The sequence below is a fragment of the Tannerella forsythia 92A2 genome (genome assembly GCF_000238215.1).
Classification (GTDB): Bacteria; Bacteroidota; Bacteroidia; order Bacteroidales; family Tannerellaceae; genus Tannerella; species Tannerella forsythia.
The window spans coordinates 394,240-413,983 of sequence record NC_016610.1 but is presented as its reverse complement, the minus strand read 5'-3'; the positions used below and the strand labels follow the sequence as shown (position 1 = coordinate 413,983).

Annotated in this window: 12 protein-coding genes; 4 read left to right on the top strand and 8 right to left on the bottom strand. The window is 47.4% G+C overall.

All coding sequences use genetic code 11. The annotated features are described in order from the left end of the window. Positions 1–86 precede the first annotated feature (86 nt). From BFO_RS01760 to BFO_RS01710, 8 genes are all read right to left on the bottom strand, one after another. Positions 87–932 (bottom strand): GLPGLI family protein, encoded by an 846-nt coding sequence (locus tag BFO_RS01760; RefSeq protein WP_014223848.1) that lies wholly within the window; start codon positions 930–932, stop codon positions 87–89. A gap of 83 nt (positions 933–1,015) precedes the next feature. Further along, a complete protein-coding gene (locus BFO_RS01755; protein WP_014223847.1) occupies positions 1,016–4,204 on the bottom strand; it encodes an efflux RND transporter permease subunit in 3,189 nt (1,062 codons plus the stop codon). Beyond that, the gene (locus BFO_RS01750) at positions 4,205–5,728 is read right to left on the bottom strand and encodes a TolC family protein (protein WP_014223846.1); all 1,524 of its coding nucleotides are present in this window, start codon (positions 5,726–5,728) and stop codon (positions 4,205–4,207) included. Between the two features lie 9 nt (positions 5,729–5,737). Next, a complete protein-coding gene (locus BFO_RS01745) occupies positions 5,738–8,830 on the bottom strand; it encodes an efflux RND transporter permease subunit (protein ID WP_014223845.1) in 3,093 nt (1,030 codons plus the stop codon). A 172-nt stretch (positions 8,831–9,002) separates the two neighbouring features. Next, positions 9,003–9,449, bottom strand: a complete 447-nt coding sequence (locus tag BFO_RS01735; protein ID WP_014223843.1) for a transposase — start codon at positions 9,447–9,449, stop codon at positions 9,003–9,005. A 15-nt stretch (positions 9,450–9,464) separates the two neighbouring features. Then, complete coding sequence (locus BFO_RS15440) at positions 9,465–10,922, bottom strand: hypothetical protein (RefSeq protein WP_157755270.1); 1,458 nt, start codon at positions 10,920–10,922, stop codon at positions 9,465–9,467. A gap of 44 nt (positions 10,923–10,966) precedes the next feature. Beyond that, on the bottom strand, positions 10,967–12,133 hold the full coding sequence (locus tag BFO_RS01715) for a 6-bladed beta-propeller (RefSeq protein ID WP_014223841.1): 1,167 nt from the start codon (positions 12,131–12,133) through the stop codon (positions 10,967–10,969). 45 nt (positions 12,134–12,178) lie between these two features. Next, on the bottom strand, positions 12,179–13,276 hold the full coding sequence (locus BFO_RS01710) for an efflux RND transporter periplasmic adaptor subunit (RefSeq protein ID WP_046472613.1): 1,098 nt from the start codon (positions 13,274–13,276) through the stop codon (positions 12,179–12,181). 400 nt (positions 13,277–13,676) lie between these two features. Between BFO_RS01710 and ruvB the strand changes: the two genes are divergently transcribed. The 4 genes from ruvB to BFO_RS01690 are packed head-to-tail and all read left to right on the top strand — an operon-like array spanning position 13,677 to position 19,736. Then, positions 13,677–14,708: a Holliday junction branch migration DNA helicase RuvB gene (ruvB, locus tag BFO_RS01705; protein WP_014223838.1), complete on the top strand. Its 1,032-nt coding sequence runs from the start codon at positions 13,677–13,679 to the stop codon at positions 14,706–14,708. 5 nt (positions 14,709–14,713) lie between these two features. Then, positions 14,714–16,228, top strand: a complete 1,515-nt coding sequence (locus BFO_RS01700; protein ID WP_014223837.1) for an oligosaccharide flippase family protein — start codon at positions 14,714–14,716, stop codon at positions 16,226–16,228. Further along, on the top strand, positions 16,225–17,589 hold the full coding sequence (locus BFO_RS01695; protein WP_041590567.1) for a TIGR00341 family protein: 1,365 nt from the start codon (positions 16,225–16,227) through the stop codon (positions 17,587–17,589). The genes BFO_RS01700 and BFO_RS01695 overlap by 4 nt, the downstream gene beginning before the upstream one ends. Beyond that, complete coding sequence (locus tag BFO_RS01690) at positions 17,586–19,736, top strand: S46 family peptidase (RefSeq protein WP_014223835.1); 2,151 nt, start codon at positions 17,586–17,588, stop codon at positions 19,734–19,736. The genes BFO_RS01695 and BFO_RS01690 overlap by 4 nt, the downstream gene beginning before the upstream one ends. Positions 19,737–19,744 lie beyond the last annotated feature (8 nt).

The window sequence follows — 19,744 nt, the reverse complement described above, 5'->3', positions numbered from 1 at the left end:
AGGATACCTCTTATTTTCTGCTGTGCAGAAAGAGAGAAGATGGTAGAGAGAAAAAAAACAAGAAACCGTATTTCATAAAAAGATGTTTATTCCTGCTTTTCTAAGGGGATATAGGGTGTGCCACCTTTTTCACGATGCCGTTCATTTTCTCGCTCCTGCTCGGGACTAAGAAGAATTTCTCCTTTTCCTTCCAAGATAAACAGGTTGGTGAAAGTCATAAAATCGCGATAACGAAGAGCTTCCATCTTCTGATAATCTTTTTTAGTCGTTTTTTTGTAAAGCTTTCCAAATTGTGTTTTATTTTCTATCGAAACAGGCGTTTGATCTTTCAAGGTTTCGAATCCTTGTAGTTCGAACTGAAAAAGTTGCTCAGAGTCAATCGCATAAATAATTAATCCAGGCAGTCCCCATAGCTTCCATGGACCTTTATTCAGCGGTATCTCTGGTGCAAAATAAACGGTCCATTTTCTTCCCAGATATATGGCTTGCGCTTCTTTACAGGCATAACCTGCAATTGTTTTCTCTCCTGCTCCAAACGTCCAAGCCGGAAGGAATCTTTTTTCATCATAATAATAGTAATCAACCAAATGTTCTATTACATGAAATTGACCAGGTTCATCCATATTATAAATCGTGGTCTTTGTACCTTTCTTAAACCGGCGATTATCCTCAACCACATCGTAAGCAGATAGCCCTTTCTTCAATCCTGCGATTTTATTTGAATCCCTGACTTGCGTATAACGGCTATAATATTTAGATGAATTATTGCCAATATCCAAATATATCAGATCGGTCTCTACAAAATCTTTTTGCAGCGGATCTGTTTTATAAGAGAATGTATAGCTTGCCCGAAATAGGAACTGGTCTGTTGTTTTCTGTGGGAAAACAGGCTGAAAAAATAGCCATAGTATAAGTATGTGTATGGATTTCATTGATTTTGTTATTGTGTTTTTTTGTTAAAAATGTGCTGGATGTGTTGTATAACATAAATATTCTGTCAACATAGGCTTGGGGTTTATTTGATGGCTTTCTTTCCTCTTATGGTCATAAGCGGCAGGAAGATCCAGAGGCCGAGGATCGACATGGCTAATCCGCCGATGGTGCCGGCAGCTAACGGAAACCAGAAGGCTTCTTTTTCCGTGCCTGCCATAAACGGGACGAAACCGAGCATCGTAGAGACGACAGTCAGGAAGATGGGGATGATTTTGGCGTTCCACGCTTTAAGATATGCGTGTATCGGAGCCAGACGTGGACGGAGTCGGCGTACACGATTGTACTCGTTCAGGATATAGATGCTGGCATTGACGGTGATACCCGAAAGCAGGATAAACGATGCGAACCCACCCTGATCGAAGTTCAGCCTAAACCAGTAAAACGTCAGAAATACCCCGATAAACGAAACAGGAATCACGAAGATGACGGCCAGCGGCTGCCTGATGGAGTTGAACAGCACTGACGAGGTGAAGAAAATGATAATAATCAGCAGCCCGAGCAGTCCGTATTGTTTCTTATCTTTATGTCCCCATCCCCATTGGGTGTCTCGCTGTTCGACGGTGTAGCCCATCGGCAGACGTTCACTGAGCGCCTTTACTTCACGTTCGAGCATCTTCCGCCCCTGTGTCCCCGAACCGATATAGTCGTACTGTAACGTGAGGCGATATTGCTGGTTTTCCTTAGCCACTTCCTGCGGTGCCTGTCCCTGCGAAATGTCGGCCAGTTCGTCCAATTTGTACATACGCCCTCCCATGCGATGTGCGACGTGTCGCAAGGCCCAGATGTCGTAATGTTTCCCCTGATGACTTGCCAGCTTGATGTCTTCGCGTTCACCTTCGATAATCAGCGAACCCGCCCACATGTCTCTTGCAAAGATGGGTTGCAGCGATGCGAACAGATCGCCCGGAAGAAAGCCGTCGGCGGCGAGGCGTTCTTTTTTCAGATCGAAAGAGAACTCGCGGTAGTCATCTTTGTACCACGAGAAGTCGGAATTGATCGTTACCTCCTTGATGCGCCGGTTGAGCAGGAGCGTGTTTTTGAGCGTATCGGCCCACGCGCCCAGCTCGTCGTAATTATATCCGTAGAATTTCACGCCATAGTTGCCCGCAAATTCCCTCACGCTGTTATCGAAGCCCTGATCCTGCAACCCGTAGACGCTCCAACTGCCTCCGCCCAGCTCCAGCGCTTTGGTGATGACATTACTTTTGAGCAGGTAAGGAAAACCGCCTCGTTCAGCTGCTTTGGTAAAAAATACCCGGATGGATGCACGGCGAGGATTGGGAATATGGGTCTGAAACTGTCGTATTTCGGAGAAACTGCTTAGATAATGCTCCATCTTCTCGACGAGCGCGTTCATCTGCGCCAGTGTGGTACCGTTTGGCATCGAAGCGGTGATGGTCAAAATCAACTCTTCGTTACGGGTGAAGTAACTGCCTTGATACACTTTGTCGACAAAAAGCCGCAACGTGCCACCCAGTACTTTGTTGACAATGGGTTTGACTTTTTCCTTATACGTGGCGTTGTCGAAAATTCGGTTGTATTGTTCTGCGAATTTCGTTTCTTTTTCAATCTTGTCGGGAATCAGGAAGACAGGCAGTCCGAAAGTCAGTACGATGGCAGTGAAAGGAATCCATTTGCGACGTGAGAGCAGGCGGATCATCGCACCGTAAAAACGGTTAAACCATACGATCAGTCGCTTGGGACGCAGAGGAAACCACCGTAGAATACGCGTGCGGGAGATGCGTTTTTTCAGGCGTATTTTCTCAGCCATGGCGGGAACGAAGAACAAGGCTACCGCGAGCGACACACACAAGTTGACCATCACTACGGCAGCGAAATCCTGCAGGTTCAGGCGTATTTTCTCGTCGAGGAAAAAGATGATCGAGAGGGCGCCTACGGTTGTCATCGTCGCCGCTAACACGGGCATGAAAACGTTACGGTTGCCGTGGTGCATGAGGTGGTCGGTCATGATGATCGTATTGTCGATGATCAGGCTTAATGAAATGGTAATCCCGGCCAGCGAATAGAGTTGAATCTCCAATCCGAGGAGATAGTAGAAAATTACGGCAATAGCCAGATTGATGGTCAGACTTACGGTGATAAGGAACAGATAGCGCACGTTTCGGGTAATCAGAAGGACGAAGAGCAGCAGGATAAGGACGGTCAGGCCGCTGCGCAGGTAGATTTTGTTCAGTTCGGCATGGATATATTCGGTGGCGTCGTAGCTGCTGTGTATCTCGTATCCGGGCGGAAGCAGGCGACGGATTTCGTCCATAGTCTCTTGAACGCGTTCACTGAGACGAAGCTGGTTGGCGCTTTCTTCGGCCGTGAGCGAGATGTAAATCGAATTCAAGCCGTTGATGCGGTAATAGCTTTGCGGTTCCTGTTCGGTATGCACTACTTCGACGAGCTGATCCAAACGAATCAGTGCGCCGTCGCAGTTTTTTACGGTGATGGCTGTGGCATCAAAAGCATCGTTTCGACTGCCCGACATCAGCATGATACGCATCCATGCCGCTGTGCCGTCGGCGCTGCGCGTCTCGGCCATACCCAGAAAGTCGGTCGTGTAGTGTTGCGAAACGGCTTCACGGATGTCGTTGACGGTCACACCGAGGGCTTGCAACCGGTCATTGTCATACATCAGTTGCCATTCCATCGGTGTGGCGCCGTGTACTTCGATCTTGTAAAGTCCGGCAATATCGTTGAGCCGGGGTTTGATATTGTTCTCGGCATATTGCTGGATGACGACAGGTACTGCGGCAGAGTTGACCGTAAAAGTCATGAAGGGGCGCGCCGCATTTTCGTCGGGGCGACGCACGGAAATGTAGGGGTACGAGACTTCGCGCGGCAGGTCGTGCCATGTTTGCCGAACGATGGTCGATGCTTCGAAGCGGGCGGCATCGATGGGCGTATGTTTGTCGAGTTCGAGGGTGACGCTTCCCCATCCGTTGCCCGATGTAGAATAGATGTTTTTGACGCCTTTGATACGTGCCAGCATCGCTTCGAGCTTCGAGGTCGCCGTCATCTCGATTACGCGGGCGGAGTTATTGGGCATCGAGAAGTAGACCGTCAGACCGGGCAACGTGTGTGAGGGCGCAAGTTTGACGGGCAACAGCGGAACAAGCGCCAGTCCCATGAGCGCCACACTCAGAAACGCTACGATAACGGTAAAAGCGGATATGGATTTCTTAGCAGACATCGGATTATCCATTCATTTTCTGATTGCGTTGAAGTCTATTTCGATGGTGCGGTTCTTTTCAAAATCGAAGAGGGTGAGTTTACGCAGCTTGAAATAGCTTTGCCAATAGTTTTTCAGGGCGGCGATATAGTTGCGCTGCGCTTCCTGCCGACGGTTCGTTGAAAGAGTGAGACTGCTGATGTCTGCTTTGCCGATAATAAACCGTTCCTGCGTCTGTTCGTAGGCGACTTTTGCCAATTCGACGGCTTCTTCGGCGCTGCGGATCATCTGTTGCTGCATGGTGAAATCGCCAACGGTCATAATGATGTCTTCCTCGAGGCGAAGCTCATCTTGCTGCGCGGTGAGTTGCACGATATTGAGGTTGCTTTTGGCCATATTGTACTGTCCCTTGCGCACGCCCCAGTCGACGAGGGGAATGGAAAGCGTAAGCTCCACAAATTCCCGCTGCGAAGGATTACGATAGACATCGCGGAAGGTATTGGCAATTTGGTTAAAGCCGATACTGGCCGAGAAGCCGGCGTTAAACAGCGCTTCCTTTCGTGTTTTGTCCAACTTTTGTTGAGATTCGAGCAGTTGGCGCTTCGATTCGAGGTAGCGGGGATTATTTTGGCGGGCGTGCATGAGTGCATCGTCTGTCGAGATGGCGAATGTTTTGGGGTAGTCGGGTAATTGCAGCGTAATTTTCGTGTTTTTGTCGAAGTTCAGGTAAGCAGCGAGCGCGAACATGGCACGTTTGAGACGAATTTCGGCATTCTGAAACGAATTCTGCGCATTTACGCGGTCGAGCTTCAACGTAAACAGTTCGGCCTGTCCGATGGACGCGATTTTGTATTTCTCTTCGCCGATACGGTACAGTTTTTCCGTATTGCTGCGATTCTCTTCGGCCAGCTCATATTCAGCTTGCGCCATCGCCAAGTCGAAAAAATAACCCGCGGCGACTTCGGCCGTTTCTTCCAACTGTGCAATCAATTCTTTCTGCGCTTTTTCAAATTTGAGGGGTGCAATTTTTCTTTCCCAGCGGAAACGATTGTAACCGATCAGCTCCTGATTATATCCGATACTGACAGGAATACTGCTAAACTGACTTTTTTCGTTCTTCCCGAAATTCTGAATATAACCTAATCCCGTATGGATGGAAAATGTTCCTCCCGTAAGGTCAAAATTTTGCTTCGCGGATAAATTACCGTAAGAAGCAAGCGTCTGTTGCCGGCGATAGATGTCGATATCCTGCTGCGAATCGTACCGGTTGGTGAAAGAATGTTTATAGCTCAGCGGAGTCATGCCGAGGCTCAGCGAAGGTAAGCGATCGGCCCGGAAAGAACGATATTCCCAATAGTTAGCCATGTACATGTTCTTGGCACGAAAGGCGGACAGGGAACTGTCGCCGGCAAGGCGCACGGTTTCTTTGAGGTTAAGGGTGACCGTGCCGGGTTGTTGCGCCGATAAACGGAAGCCGCACAGCCCGCATAGCAGAACCGCGAACGTGATAAAGCCGCACTTTTTGATTAAATCTTCGTATTTCTTTAGCGTTTTCATATCCGTTTTTTATTTTTTGATTTCGTGATACCGATGATCTGCTTTCCGATAGATTGCCCAATAAACCAACGGGATAATAAACAAACTGACGAGCACTCCGATCGTCATCGTCCCGATCATGGCGAGCGCAAGGGGCTTTTGTAATTCGGAACCCAAATCGAAGGAGAAGAGCAAGGGGACCATGGCGAAAATGGTCGTCAGTGATGTCATGATAATGGCGCGCAAACGTTTGACCCCCGCTGTATGAATGGCTTCCATCAGAGGGATGCCTTGTTTGCGCAATTCATTGATCATATCGAGCTTCAAGATACTGTCGTTGATGATGATTCCGCTGGTAACGATCAGTCCGATGGCGCTCATCAGGTTGAGCGTATGACCGGTGAGCCAGAGCAAAGCGAGTGCGAAACCGATGTCGATGGGGATTTCGGCCAGTACAATGAGCGGTTGCAGGAAACTTTCGAACTGCGAAGAAAGGATAAAGTACATGAGCAGCATAGATACGAGCAGAATCACGACCAATTCGCCCAGCATCTGTTGATTGGAGAAAAAACTTCCTCCGAAAACGGCTTCCCACGACGCGTCGCTGCGAATCACCTCGTCGGCTTTTTTAATCAAGGCTTCAGGATCTTTTACGTCGTAATAATTTATGGGAACATATTCGCCATTTTTGCCGGCAACGATGGTTTTAACGTCTTCGCCGCGACTGATGCTTACCAGTGCCTGTAATGGTATAGACATGGAGGCGCGACCGGCGGCCGGAACGGTCTGCACAAGCGTTTCACGCAAGACTTCTTCGACGGTCTGCTGCTTTCCAGCGAGCGAGATCGGGAGATATTGCTGATAGGAGCGCAGCGTGGCGATCCGATTCTCGCGAAAAGCGGTGCGCAACGTGCGATATACTTCGTTATAATCGACATCATAAAGCAGCAACTTCTCCTTATCGATGGCAACGGTGAACTGCTGTTCAAAGGGAATGCCTTCGGCTTCGACCTCGGTGACCGACTTCAGCCGCTGCTCGATATGACGGATCGCAGCGGCGTCAGGGATGTGATCGCGCTTGACAGGATAAAGCTGCGCGACGACATCGGCTTCGGAGGTGTCGAATATTTTCTCGAAGATGTTTTCGGGAGGAGAAAATGTAATGACAGCTTGTGGATAGTTCGTTTTCGTCCATTGGGCGAGGTGGCCTTTTAATTCATCGATATCCGATGCTTTGGCCGTGCGGAAGTAAAGTCGCGCTTCGGACGGGGACAAGTCGTTTTCTTTGTCGAGAAGATATTGACGGTGCCCGACATAACCGGCATGCTCGATCGTCAACGTATCGGCATACTTCATCAATTCGCAAATCCTCCGGTTATTTTCGTCTACGTGAATGTTTTCGTTCCATTCTACCATGACCATCGTTTCGGTGTGGTCGATATGAGGCATGGTAGACTTCGGCATAACGCGGAACATCAGCACGCAAAAAGGAATGGAGAGCAGTAAAAACAAAAAGGTGACGGTTTTATGACGGAAGACCCATTCAATCCCCCGGTCGTACCATCCGAATGCCCAACGGTCGATGCCTTCTTGTACGCGCACGAAGAAATTACCGGCCGACAACTTCCGAAAACGTATGCCGTAGATGATTTTATACAGCACCGGCAACAGCATAATGCCCGTAAAGTATGACACAAGCAACCCAACGCTGACGGCAAAGGCTTGCGCGAAGAAGATAGCGCCCGCGATGCCGCTCATAAATACAAGAGGCACGAATACGGCGATGGTAGTGAACGTCGAACTGAGAATGGGAGTGATTACTTCGTTCGTACCGCGTATACAAGCGTCTTCGAGGGAGGTTCCTTGCATACGGTACTGACTGATAATATCGGTCACGATAATGGAGCTGTCGATCATCATTCCCAAGGCGAGGATAAGCCCGGATAAAGAAATGATGTTGAGCGATTCTCCGAAAAGATAGAAAAAGATAAACGAAGTCACGAGCGAAGTTACCATACTGATGCCGATTACAATGGGCGACTGGGCATCGCCTAAAAAGAGCAGGGCGACGATAAACACAAGCAGGAAGCCGAGCGAAAGATTTTCCTTGAGGTTGGAAATCGTGTAGTCGAGCAATTCGGTCTGGTTGCGGTTAATCGTAAATTCTACGTCGGGATAACTGCGCTCAAGGTCGGTAATGGTTTCGCCGAGCGAGTTTTTAAGATTTTTCATCGTTTCGTCGGCTTGCTTGATGATGCCGAGTGTGACGGCGCGCTTGCCGTTAATAAGCGAAAGGCCTGTCTCGGCTTGACGCACGACGTTAATTTTAGCCAAGTCTTTGAGCTGAAAAATACGTTCGTCCTTACGCAAATAAATGTTGCGGACATCATCGGGCGTGCGCAGCAGCGATGAGAATTTAATGTTGTATTCATAATAACCGTCGCGCACAATCATGCTGCCGGGCTCGATATTGTTGGCTGCCAACGTTCTTTCAATATCGTTCAAGTTGATAGAAGCGGATTTCAACTTGTCAATATCGGGAACAATCTGTACATGACGGTGCATCAAGCCTGTCATATCGGCCATCGCGACTTCGGATAACTGCTCAATGCGGCGTTTAACGATGTTATCGGCGAACTCGGAAAGATCGAGGAACTTTTGTTCGTCGGTCACGGTATAAGGTTTGTCGTCCTTCAACGTAAGATTGAGGTAGAAGACGGGAATATCGGCGGCGCTGGCTTTGATAACGCGGGGGCGGCGGAAGTCGCGCGGAAGGTTGTTCATAGCCGCGTCGATTTTCTCGTTTACTTCGATAAAGGCGAGGTCGGTATTGGTGCCGTAGTCGAATTTTAAGCGTATGATGGCGGATCCGTCGCGGGTCTCGCTGCGAATATCGCGGAGTTTGCCGGTCTGCATGAGCTGACGGCGAACGGGTTTGACGGCGGTGTTTTCCAATTCGCGGGCGGACATGTTGTCGCCGGTTACCTGCACGGTGATTTCGGGGATGGCAATGTCGGGCAAGAGCGACACGGGCAGCGTGGCGTAGGTAATGATGCCGATAATCACACAAGCGAGGAAAACCATCAGCACAGCAACAGGACGTTGAAGAAGAAATTTGATCATAAATAAGAAGAATTAAACGTAAATTCTTTTTACCGAAGTCTCTGCTTTATTACATATCAGACTGAAATAAGGCAGGGCTTTGTTCTTTTCACGATATTTCATTCCAATGGCATAAACCTTACGCGTAAAAGTTTTATATAATGCAGCGCATGGAATGTCCGGATTTATTTTTTCATAGATAGTTTTCATCATATTGTATATTATATTCTTTTAGAAAAAGTAGATATTCTTCTTTAAATGTTAATCTTCGATGATGTTCTTCTTGTTTTAAAATATATTGCGTCGTTTTGTCGTGTAAAGAAGGACTTACGGAAAAACCTCCATACCCTCCTTGCCATGCGAAATGATGATAGTAGTTATCTTTCCCCTTTATCCATTTACTGCTTGAACTTTTTATTTTCTCAATTAATTTAGCCAAAGATATATTTTTTGACAGGGCACACAAAATATGAATATGATCTTCCATACCGTTAATCATAATGGGAATGGATTCCGCAGATTTAATAATGGAGCCAATATATGCATACAATTCGTGAGCATCCTGTTTTCGGATTGGGACACTCGTAGATTTTATATGGAAAATAATATGAATATAAAGTTTAGCTAATGATTGAGGCATATTTTTCTTTTTATGTCAGGCTTTCAGCCCTCCTGAATTACGTACTCGACATTGCCCCCAACGCTCCGCTTCGCTGCACATTGGGCTAAAATAATGCGAGGCTTTGCCCCTCGGGTATTGATGATATACTCGGCATTGCCCCCAACGCTCCGCTTCGCTGCACATTGGGCTAAAATAATACAGGGCTTTGCCCCTTGGGTATTGATGATATATTCGATATTGCCCCCAACGCTCCGCTTCGCTGCACATTGGGCTAAAATAATGCGGGGCTTTACCCCTTGGGTATTGATAATATATTTGATATTGCCCCCAACGCTCCGCTTCACTGCACATTAGGCTAAAATAATGCGGGGCTTTATCCCTTTGTTGTTGATATTGTACTTGACCTTGCTTCCAACGCTCCGCTTCGCTGCACATTGGGCTGAAATAATGCGGGGCTTTGCCCCTTTGGTATTGATAATGTACTCGATATTGCCCCCAACGCTCCGCTTCGCTGCACATTGGGCTGAAATAATACGGGGCTTTGCCCCTTTGGTATTGATAATGTACTCGGCATTGCCCCCAACGCTCCGCTTCGCTGCACATTGGGCTGAAATAATACGGGGCTTTGTCCCTTTGGTATTGATAATATATTTGATATTGCCCCCAACGCTCCGCTTCGCTACACATTGGGCTGAAATAATACGGGGCTTTACCCCTTGGGTATTGATAATATACTTGATATTGCCCCCAACGCTCCGCTTCGCTGCACATTGGGCTAAAATAATACAGGGCTTTGCCCCTTGGGTATTGATGATATATTCGATATTGCCCCCAACGCTCCGCTTCGCTGCACATTGGGCTAAAATAATGCGGGGCTTTGCCCCTTAGGTATTGATGATATACTCGGCATTGCTCCCAACGCTCTGCTTCGCTGCACATTGGGCTAAAATAATGCGAGGCTTTGCCCCTTTGTTTTTGATATTGTACTTGACCTTGTCCCCAACGCTCCGCTTCGCTGCACATTGGGCTAAAATAATACGAGGCTTTGCCCCTTTGTTTTTGATATTGTACTTGACCTTGTCCCCAACGCTCCGCTTCGCTGCACATTGGGCTAAAATAATACGAGGCTTTGCCCCTTTGGTATTGATGATATACTCGGCATTGCTCCCAACGCTCTGCTTCGCTGCACATTGGGCTAAAATAATGCGAGGCTTTGCCCCTTTGGTATTGATGATATACTCGGCATTGCCCCCAACGCTTCGCTTTGCTGCACATTGGGCTAAAATAATACAAGGCTTTGCCCCTTGGGTATTGATGATATACTCGGTATTGTTCCCAACGCTCTGCTTCGCTACATATTATGAATGTCTGTTTTTGGAGGACTGAAAGTCCGTTATATTTCAGCCCAATGGCGTAAGCCTTGGGTAGAAAGGTATCATATAAAACAGAGGGCTGAAAGCCTGATATAATCATCATATAAATCATATTCATCCTATATAAAGCGTAAAAACATATACGTAAACGTCGAAATCGTCTTAATTTTTCTTGTATTTCATCAGCATAATGACGGGATTGGATTCTTCGTTTAATGTCGAGGCGATTTCTTTTAAATGTCCTTTCAGTTCATTTTTCTGATAAGCTTCTATAAGACCGGACGCTTCTAAAGCTATGCAGGCAGCGATTTCTCGATTGTTTGTGCGCCCAGGTGCCGGTTTTAACGATACTTCTTTTTTATTGGTGAAGTCATCATTATATATGGTACATTCAAATAATGCTTTCTCTTGTCTGTCATATACGAGATCGGTTGTCGGAAATCCTTTGAAGGTGTTTAAATCAAGTTCTTTTTTCATTGTTTGCATAAAATAATACCGGTCATCTGCGGCTGTTACGAAAAGAAATACTTCCGGATCCATCGTATAAATAGAAGGTGTTCGTATTATAAACGGACGTATGTTATCATCCGAATAATTATATATTGTATCTGACGAGGTTCTCATGAGTATACAATACTCCGACAAAGGAAGAGTTTGACAGAATCCGGGTGTAATGACCATTTCTCCTTCTATAAATACAGGTGTTTTAATTGTTTTAATCGGGACGGAAAGTTCACGAACCACTTTTCCGTCTTGTTTGGAAATCAGAATATGATTTGCTTCTTCATTTTCTATTCCGGGCGAATAACCTTTATAAGCAATGAGATATTTCGTATCATAATCAGATATATCATGATAATAACTTGTATCTTCGAATGTAAAATCGCGTTTAAAATTTCCTTCCAAATCGTAAACTAATATTTTTCTGGCAGGATAATCGACTATAAACATTTCATGATGCTCTTCATCTAAAACAATGCTGTTTACCTGCGAATATTCCTCCGGTCCTTGCCCTCGACGGTTTATCTTTCTTTGTCCTTTACCCGTAGTTCTTTCATAGACGAAAATATCTCCATCCATGTTCCGATTTGTTATCAGTATAAGACTTTTTCCGATGGCTTTCACAATCCCCTGCGTTGTAAACGTATCGGTTGTTTCGAGAGGGATGTACTCTACATCCATAAGATCTTGAAGAGTAAATTCTTTTTTGGGGTAATTAGCTGTTACATCGACGATAATATAATCATCCGCTTTTTGTTTATTTCCTCCTGTGCATGCGGATATACAAATTGAGAAGAGGAATGCGGAAATAACGTTTATTCTTTTCATGACTTTGGTGTTTTATTTGTTTATATACCGGTTTATTTCGTTGTTTTACTCTTTATTTTTTTCGTCTTGAATGACTTTTACGGGCGATTCGTGGGCGAGATTGATGTTGCCGGTCACGATAACGGGATCACCCTCTTTCAGGGTTTCGCCGGTAACGGTATATTCCGTCGCGTTTTCCAGTCCTGTTTGAACGTAGTTCCAGACCGCTTTGCCATCGACTACGGTAAAAACAACTTGTTTACCGGTACGTAATACGACGGCCGTCTTGGGTACGACCCACTGCTTTCCTACGGAGCGGAAGGCGCTGACACGAACGTTCATACCTTCGACAAGTTGCGGGTGATAGCTAACGGTAGCTTTGATCTGTACCATACCGTTTTCGTTGACCCACGGATTGATCTCGGAGACGCGTCCTTTGATTTCAACGTCGGGCATGGAGTAGGGGACGACCTTTACATTGTCGCCTTTCCGGACAAAACCTAATTCATTTTCGAGTACGGTAAACACAACCTCGAGACTTTGCGTGTCGATGATGTTACAAAATACTTCGGAGGGCTTCGAAAGCGTTTTGGGCTTGGCAAAAAGGTTAGCCACGATGCCGTTGACGGGAGCTACGAGAGTAGCTTGTTTCAGGTCGTAGTCGGCCATGGAATAGTTCGTTTGCGCATTGTTGAAGCCGCTTTTGATTTTGGCTAACCGCATCACCTCGTCGGGAACGGCCGAGAGATTATCTAATTTATAGCCTTGTCCGATCAGCACGTCGTGCATTTCAAGCTTACTGCGCTCGAGCGCGTCTTTGGCCTGCTCCAGTTTATTGTTCAAGGCATAGGTTTCGAGCGCGGCAATGCGTTGTCCTTTGGTTACACGGTCGCCATTGGCTACGAAGACATCGGCAATAATCTCGGAGGTTTGAAATTTTACTTCGGCAACGGTGTGCGCCGATATTTTACCGTTGCTGACAAGCTCATGCTCGAAGTCGACTGTTTTCAGTGGGATTACGGTTACTTCGGCGGGGGCGTCGGGGAGAAGCTGACGGACGTTTTCTTCTGTTTTAGCCTGCTTGTCGGCGTTGCACGCGGCGAAAAGCGCGGTGATTCCCCATGCTGTCATGCAAACAACGGCAAGATATTGTATGTACCTCATATTTTTCATACGGTAATGTTTAATTCTTTTGTCCGAAAGTTATATAGAACCTGCATTGTATTCATATATTATGTCTGCCTGTTTTATATAAATTATTTTGCAAATATAGTTTTAATATCAATAAACTACGATATTTTCGCAGGGTTTATAATTTCTTAGCATGTGTTTGACTTTGTTTTGTATTATCCAGCAATCCTCTATTCACGCTGTATAATAATTTGTAGCATGTGTTTGACTTTGTTTTGTATTATCCCCGTTTCCACGATGTCCCATGCTGTCGCTGATGTATTTGCAGGAAACTAAAAAGGAACGTTGTTTTGTTCTAATGCGTTCTCTCTATGGGTAGTGTAAAAGTCGCATTTTTTATGTAAGTTTGCAGGCCTATTGAAGGCGTCCGACGATGAAAGAAGAGTTTGACATACATAAGGCCGGGAATACGATGCCGGAAACGGAGCGTGAATACGAAAACGCTCTGCGTCCGCTGTCGTTCGAAAGCTTCAGCGGTCAGCCTGAAGCGGTAGAGAACCTGAAGGTTTTCGTGGCGGCGGCTCGCATGCGTCAGGAGGCTTTGGATCATGTACTGTTGCACGGTCCCCCCGGGTTAGGCAAAACGACGCTATCGAATATTATCTCGAACGAGTTGGATGTCGGTTTTAAGGTGACGTCCGGCCCGGTACTCGATAAGCCCGGCGACCTGGCCGGTCTGCTCACCTCGCTCGAAAAGAACGATGTGCTTTTCATTGACGAAATACACCGGCTCAGCCCTATCGTAGAGGAATATCTTTATTCGGCGATGGAAGACTATCGAATTGATATATTGATCGACAAAGGGCCAAGTGCCCGTTCGATTCAGATCGACCTTGCTCCGTTCACGCTTATCGGAGCAACGACACGCAGCGGCCTGCTGACCGGCCCGCTTCGGGCCCGCTTTGGGATCAATCTGCACCTCGAATATTACGACACGGAGACTCTGACAAAGATTATCCTTCGCAGCGCCAACATCCTGAACATCGGTTGTGCTGTGGATGCTGCCCGAGAGATCGCAAGCCGAAGTCGCGGTACGCCCCGTATTGCCAACGCTTTGCTGCGACGTGTACGGGACTTTGCTCAGGTAAAAGGTTCCGGTAAGATTGACAAAGCCATCGCGTGTTATGCCTTGGAAGCTTTGCATATCGACCGTTACGGACTTGATCAGATCGACAATAAGATACTTACGCTCCTGATTGAGAAGTTTCATGGCGGCCCGGTCGGCTTGACTACTATCGCTACGGCACTGAGCGAAGACCCGGGTACACTCGAAGAGGTTTATGAACCATTCCTCATTCAGGAGGGATTCCTCAAACGTACACCTCGGGGGCGCGAAGTGACGGCGCTCGCCTACGAACATCTGGGAAAAGCGATAGCGGGGCGTCCCGGTGATTTATTTCAATAAGCGGTATGGCGGAAGGGATGAAGCGTTTGGCGAAGGAAACCGCCATCTACGGGCTGAGCAGCATGATCGGAAGATTTCTGAACTGGATGCTTGTGCCCATGTATACGCGAGTATTGACTGACACCGGCGAATACGGGATCATCACGAATCTTTACGGATGGACTGCCCTGCTTCTCATTCTTCTTACGGGGGGGATGGAAACAGGATTTTTCCGTTTCATCCACAAAACCGACGAACGCGAGCCCATGCGCGTCTATGCGTCGACGCTTGGCTTCGTAGGAGTCACGTCATTCTTGTTCGCCCTCAGCATGTGGGTGTTTCTTTTTCCCGTCAGTGAAGCGCTCGGATATTCCGATCACCCGGAATATATCGGTATGATGGCTGGGATTGTAGCCGTCGATGCTTTTTGTTGTATCCCGTTTGCCTACCTTCGCTACCGAAATAAAGCGATCCGGTTTGCAATGATCAAGCTCCTGAGCATCTTCCTGAACATTTTTCTGAACCTCTTCTTCCTCCTCCTCTGTCCTCTTATCGACGCCTCGTATCCCGAATGGATCGGGTGGTTCTACCGTCCCGGCTATGGGGTAGGATACGTCATCATCGCCAACGTTTTCACAACGGTTTTTACCTTTTTGATGCTGTTGCCCGATATGATGCCCGGCTTGCGTGTCAGACCGGACATGCAACGCCTAAGGAAGATGATCGGCTATTCGTTTCCGATACTTATCCTCGGCATCGCAGGAATATTTAACCAGACCGCAGATAAAATTCTGTTTCCATTTCTGTTCGACGACAAAGCATACGCCGATTCACAGCTCGGTATTTACGGGGCATGTTTCCGAATAGCGGTGGTGATGGTTATGTTTATTCAAGCGTTTCGTTATGCCTACGAACCGTTTATTTTCGCGAAACACAAAGACGCCGATAACAAAAAATCGTATGTTGAGGCAATGAAATATTTTATCATCTTTGCACTCTTTATTTTTCTCGGAGTGATGTTCTACCTTGATTTGCTGAAACATTTCGTGGATGCGAAGTACTACGACGGTCTTCGCGTCATTCCCCTCGTGATGCTCGGCGAACTTTTTTTCGGTATCTATTTCAACCTCTCGATATGGTACAAACTTACGGACCGTACGCAATGGGGAGCTTACTTCTCCGTGGCCGGCTGCACCCTGACGATCGCCATCATTGTGCTGTTCGTTCCGTCATATGGATTTATGGCCTGCGCATGGGCTTCGTTTGCCAGCAACTTATTGATGATGTTGCTTTCTTATGCTGTCGGGCAGAAATATTATCCCGTCGCTTACGACCTGCGTTCGGCATTTACGTATGGCGCTGTTGCAGCCGTGTGCTATATGGCAGCCATGCTGCCACCCATCGATTCGGTCGTATTACGTCTGTTATATCGGACGGTGTGGTTGTTGTTTTTTACGGGAATCGTCGTGAGGAAAGATTTGCCCATAACGGAAATCCCTTATCTTAGTCGATATTTTGGTCACATAAAAAAAATCAAATGATGGAAAATACCTTGTACCGACAAATCAAAACTTATCTGACTCGTCATTTCGATGTACGACAGGAAAAAGAAGATGAAATAGAAACGATCGAGTCGCTGAAAAAAGGAGTCGAGTTCCGAGGCACAAATCTATGGGTGTTGATTTTTGCCGTGTTCCTTGCCTCTTTGGGGCTAAACACCAACTCTACGGCTGTCATCATCGGAGCCATGCTTATCTCCCCCCTGATGGGGCCGATTATGGGCTTCGGATTAGGTCTGGGGATTACCGACTTTGATCTGGTCAAGCGTTCACTTCGTCACTATTTGACAGCAACAGCCTTCAGTGTGGCTACGTCAACCGCTTTTTTTCTTATCTCGCCCATCAGCGAGGCGCAAAGTGAGTTGCTGGCGCGTACATCTCCTAGCATCTACGATGTACTGATTGCATTTTTCGGAGGGCTTGCCGGCATCGTGGCCAGCTCCACAAAATCGAAAGGAAACGTGATTCCCGGGGTGGCCATTGCTACGGCATTGATGCCTCCATTGTGTACAGCCGGCTTCGGACTGGCCAGCGGAAATTTAAGTTATTTCTTCGGCGCTTTCTACCTCTATTTCATCAACACTGTTTTTATCAGTGTCGCCACCTATATAGTTGTGCGCATCTTAAAATATCCTCGCAAATCATTCATCGATAAAAAGCGGGAAAAGACGGTGCGTCGCTATATGACCATCATTGTCATTTGCACGATCGTTCCAAGCATTTACCTCAGTTACCGCGTATTTGAAGCGACACTTTTCGATCAGCAGGTTCGCAAGTTTATCAATGAAGAGTTACACTTTCCGAATACGCAGATACTAAGCCGTTCGGTTACCAATACGGGCGATAAGAAGGAAATCAAAGTGGTACTGATTGGCCAGACGATCCCCGACATCATGATCTCGACCGCACGGTTGAAGATGTCCAACTACGGGCTGAAAGACATCGATCTGATTGTGCAACAGGGTTTCGGGAACGAGGAAGTCGATATCAATGAACTGAAGACGATGCTGATGAAAGACCTCTATAAAAACAGCGAAGACCTGCTTGAGGCGCAAGCCATTCAAATAGACTCGCTGAAGCAAAGCCTTGATCGTTACAGACATGCCTCGGATATGACACGTACGCTGCTTCCCGAGATGCGGGTGCTTTATCCGTCTATCGAACAGCTTTCGTGTACGCAGACTTACCTCATGGAAACAAACAAGTCGAAACAGGATACCGTCATGCTCGTTTACTTGAAAGCTCGGCAGAACATCGGGACGGATGATCGGAAGAAGCTGGTACAATGGTTGTCGGCTCGTACCAAAGAGAAAAATATCAAACTTATAATCGATAATAAATGAAACGGACAAACAAAATTTGGGTAGCAGTCGCACTGCTACTGACAACAGTTGGACAAACATTTGCCGACGAGGGTATGTGGGTGTTAAAAGAGTTGAACAGGCAGAATTTAGCGCGTATGCAGGAACTGGGACTTACGATCCCCGTCGAAATGTTATACAGTGAAACCAATCCATGCATAGCTAACGCAGTCGTTATTTTCGGAGGCGGCTGTACGGGCATTACCGTTTCCGATCAGGGGCTGGTTTTGACCAATCATCATTGCGGATACGGAGCAATCCAAAGGTTGAGTAGCGTAGAGCACGATTATCTGAAAAACGGATTTGTCTCGCAAAACATGAGTGAAGAGCTGCCCGTCGAAGGTTTACGGATACAGTACCTCAAAGAAACCGTCGATGTCAGTGAACGCATTTTGTCACAGATCGAAGGGGTGGATGATGAGTTCAAACGCATTACCAAGGCCGATTCGATCGGTCAGGCGATCTGCGACTCGATCGGAAAAGACAATTCTTCGTTGAGCGCCAGAGTGATTCCGTTTTATAGCCGGAATAAATATTACTTAGTCGTTTATAACGTCTTCCGCGATGTGCGTTTGGTCTTTGCGCCCCCGTCTTCGCTCGGGAAGTTCGGAGGAGATACGGATAACTGGATGTGGCCGCGTCACACCTGCGATTTTTCCGCTTTCCGTGTCTATGCCGATGCCAACAACCGACCTGCCGAATACAGCGCAAGCAACCGCCCTTACCAACCGGAATACGTTGCCGAAATATCGTTGCGGGGATATGACGAAAAAGATTACGCCATGACGATCGGCTTCCCCGGGCGTACGAACCGTTACCTCTGCTCATGGGGAGTGCAGCAACGCATCGAAGACAGTAACAAACCGCGTATCGAAGTACGGGGAATCAAGCAGGACCTCTGGAAGAAAGCCATGCTGGCGAGCGATGCCGTGCGCATCAAATACGCTTCGAAATATGCCGGAAGCTCGAACTACTGGAAAAATTCGATCGGAATGAACCGCGGCCTGGCCCGGCTCAATGTCATCGACCGTAAGAAAACCGAAGAAGCAGCTTTTACGGCATGGGTCAATCAAATGCCTGCACGCAAAACACAATACGGAGATGTGCTTCATCTTTTGGAAAAAGGCTATACCTCCTCGGCGGAATATCGGAAATATGCAACGTATCTCATGGAGGCCTTTGCCGGGGGAACCGAGATTATTCGTCTGGCACGGATTATCCGCAGTGTGGATGTGAAAAACAGTACGCCCGAAGAAATCGACGAACGGATCGATGGCGATCTCCGAGCCTTCTACAAAGATTACGAACCGGCACTCGACCGACACGTGCTGGCGGCCATGATGAAAATCGTAAAAGAACGCGTACCCGCATCGTTCCTGCCCGACATTTACGGCAAGGTAGACAAGAAATACAAGGGGGATTACGAGAAATATGCCGCCGATGTTTTCGGGAACACTGTGCTTACCTCGTTCGAGAAAGTGTCAGCCCTGTTAAAGAACCCGAAACAGTATGAAAAGGTGATGAAGAAAGACCCGGCAGCCGTATTGTCCTTGTCAGCAACGCTTGCCGTATATGACATACAACAGCAAGTGGCAGCATGGGACAACGATATCGATAAAGGCGAACGCCTCTATTGGGCCGGATTGAAGGAGATGTATCCCGACCGAAGTTTCTATTCGGATGCCAACTTCACCATGCGTATGAGCTACGGCACAATCGGAGGATATCGCCCTTACGACGCCGCGTGGTATAATTTCCATACGACCGACAGGGGAATTCTCGAAAAAGAAGACCCGATGAGCAGTGAATTCCGGGTACAGCCGGAAATCCTGAATCTGGTCAAAGCGCGTGACTTCGGTCCGTACGCCAACGAACAAGGCGAGTTGCAATTGTGCTTCCTCTCGAACAACGACATCACGGGGGGCAACTCGGGAAGTCCCGTTTTCGATAAGCACGGACGTGTCATCGGCCTGGCTTTCGACGGCAACTGGGAAGCCATGAGCGGTGACATCGCTTTCGAACCCGACCTACAGCGCACCATCAGCGTCGATATCCGTTATGTGCTTTGGATGATTGAGAAATGGGGCAAATGCACCCGGTTGATCGAGGAACTGAAACGGGTTAAATAACGGACGGG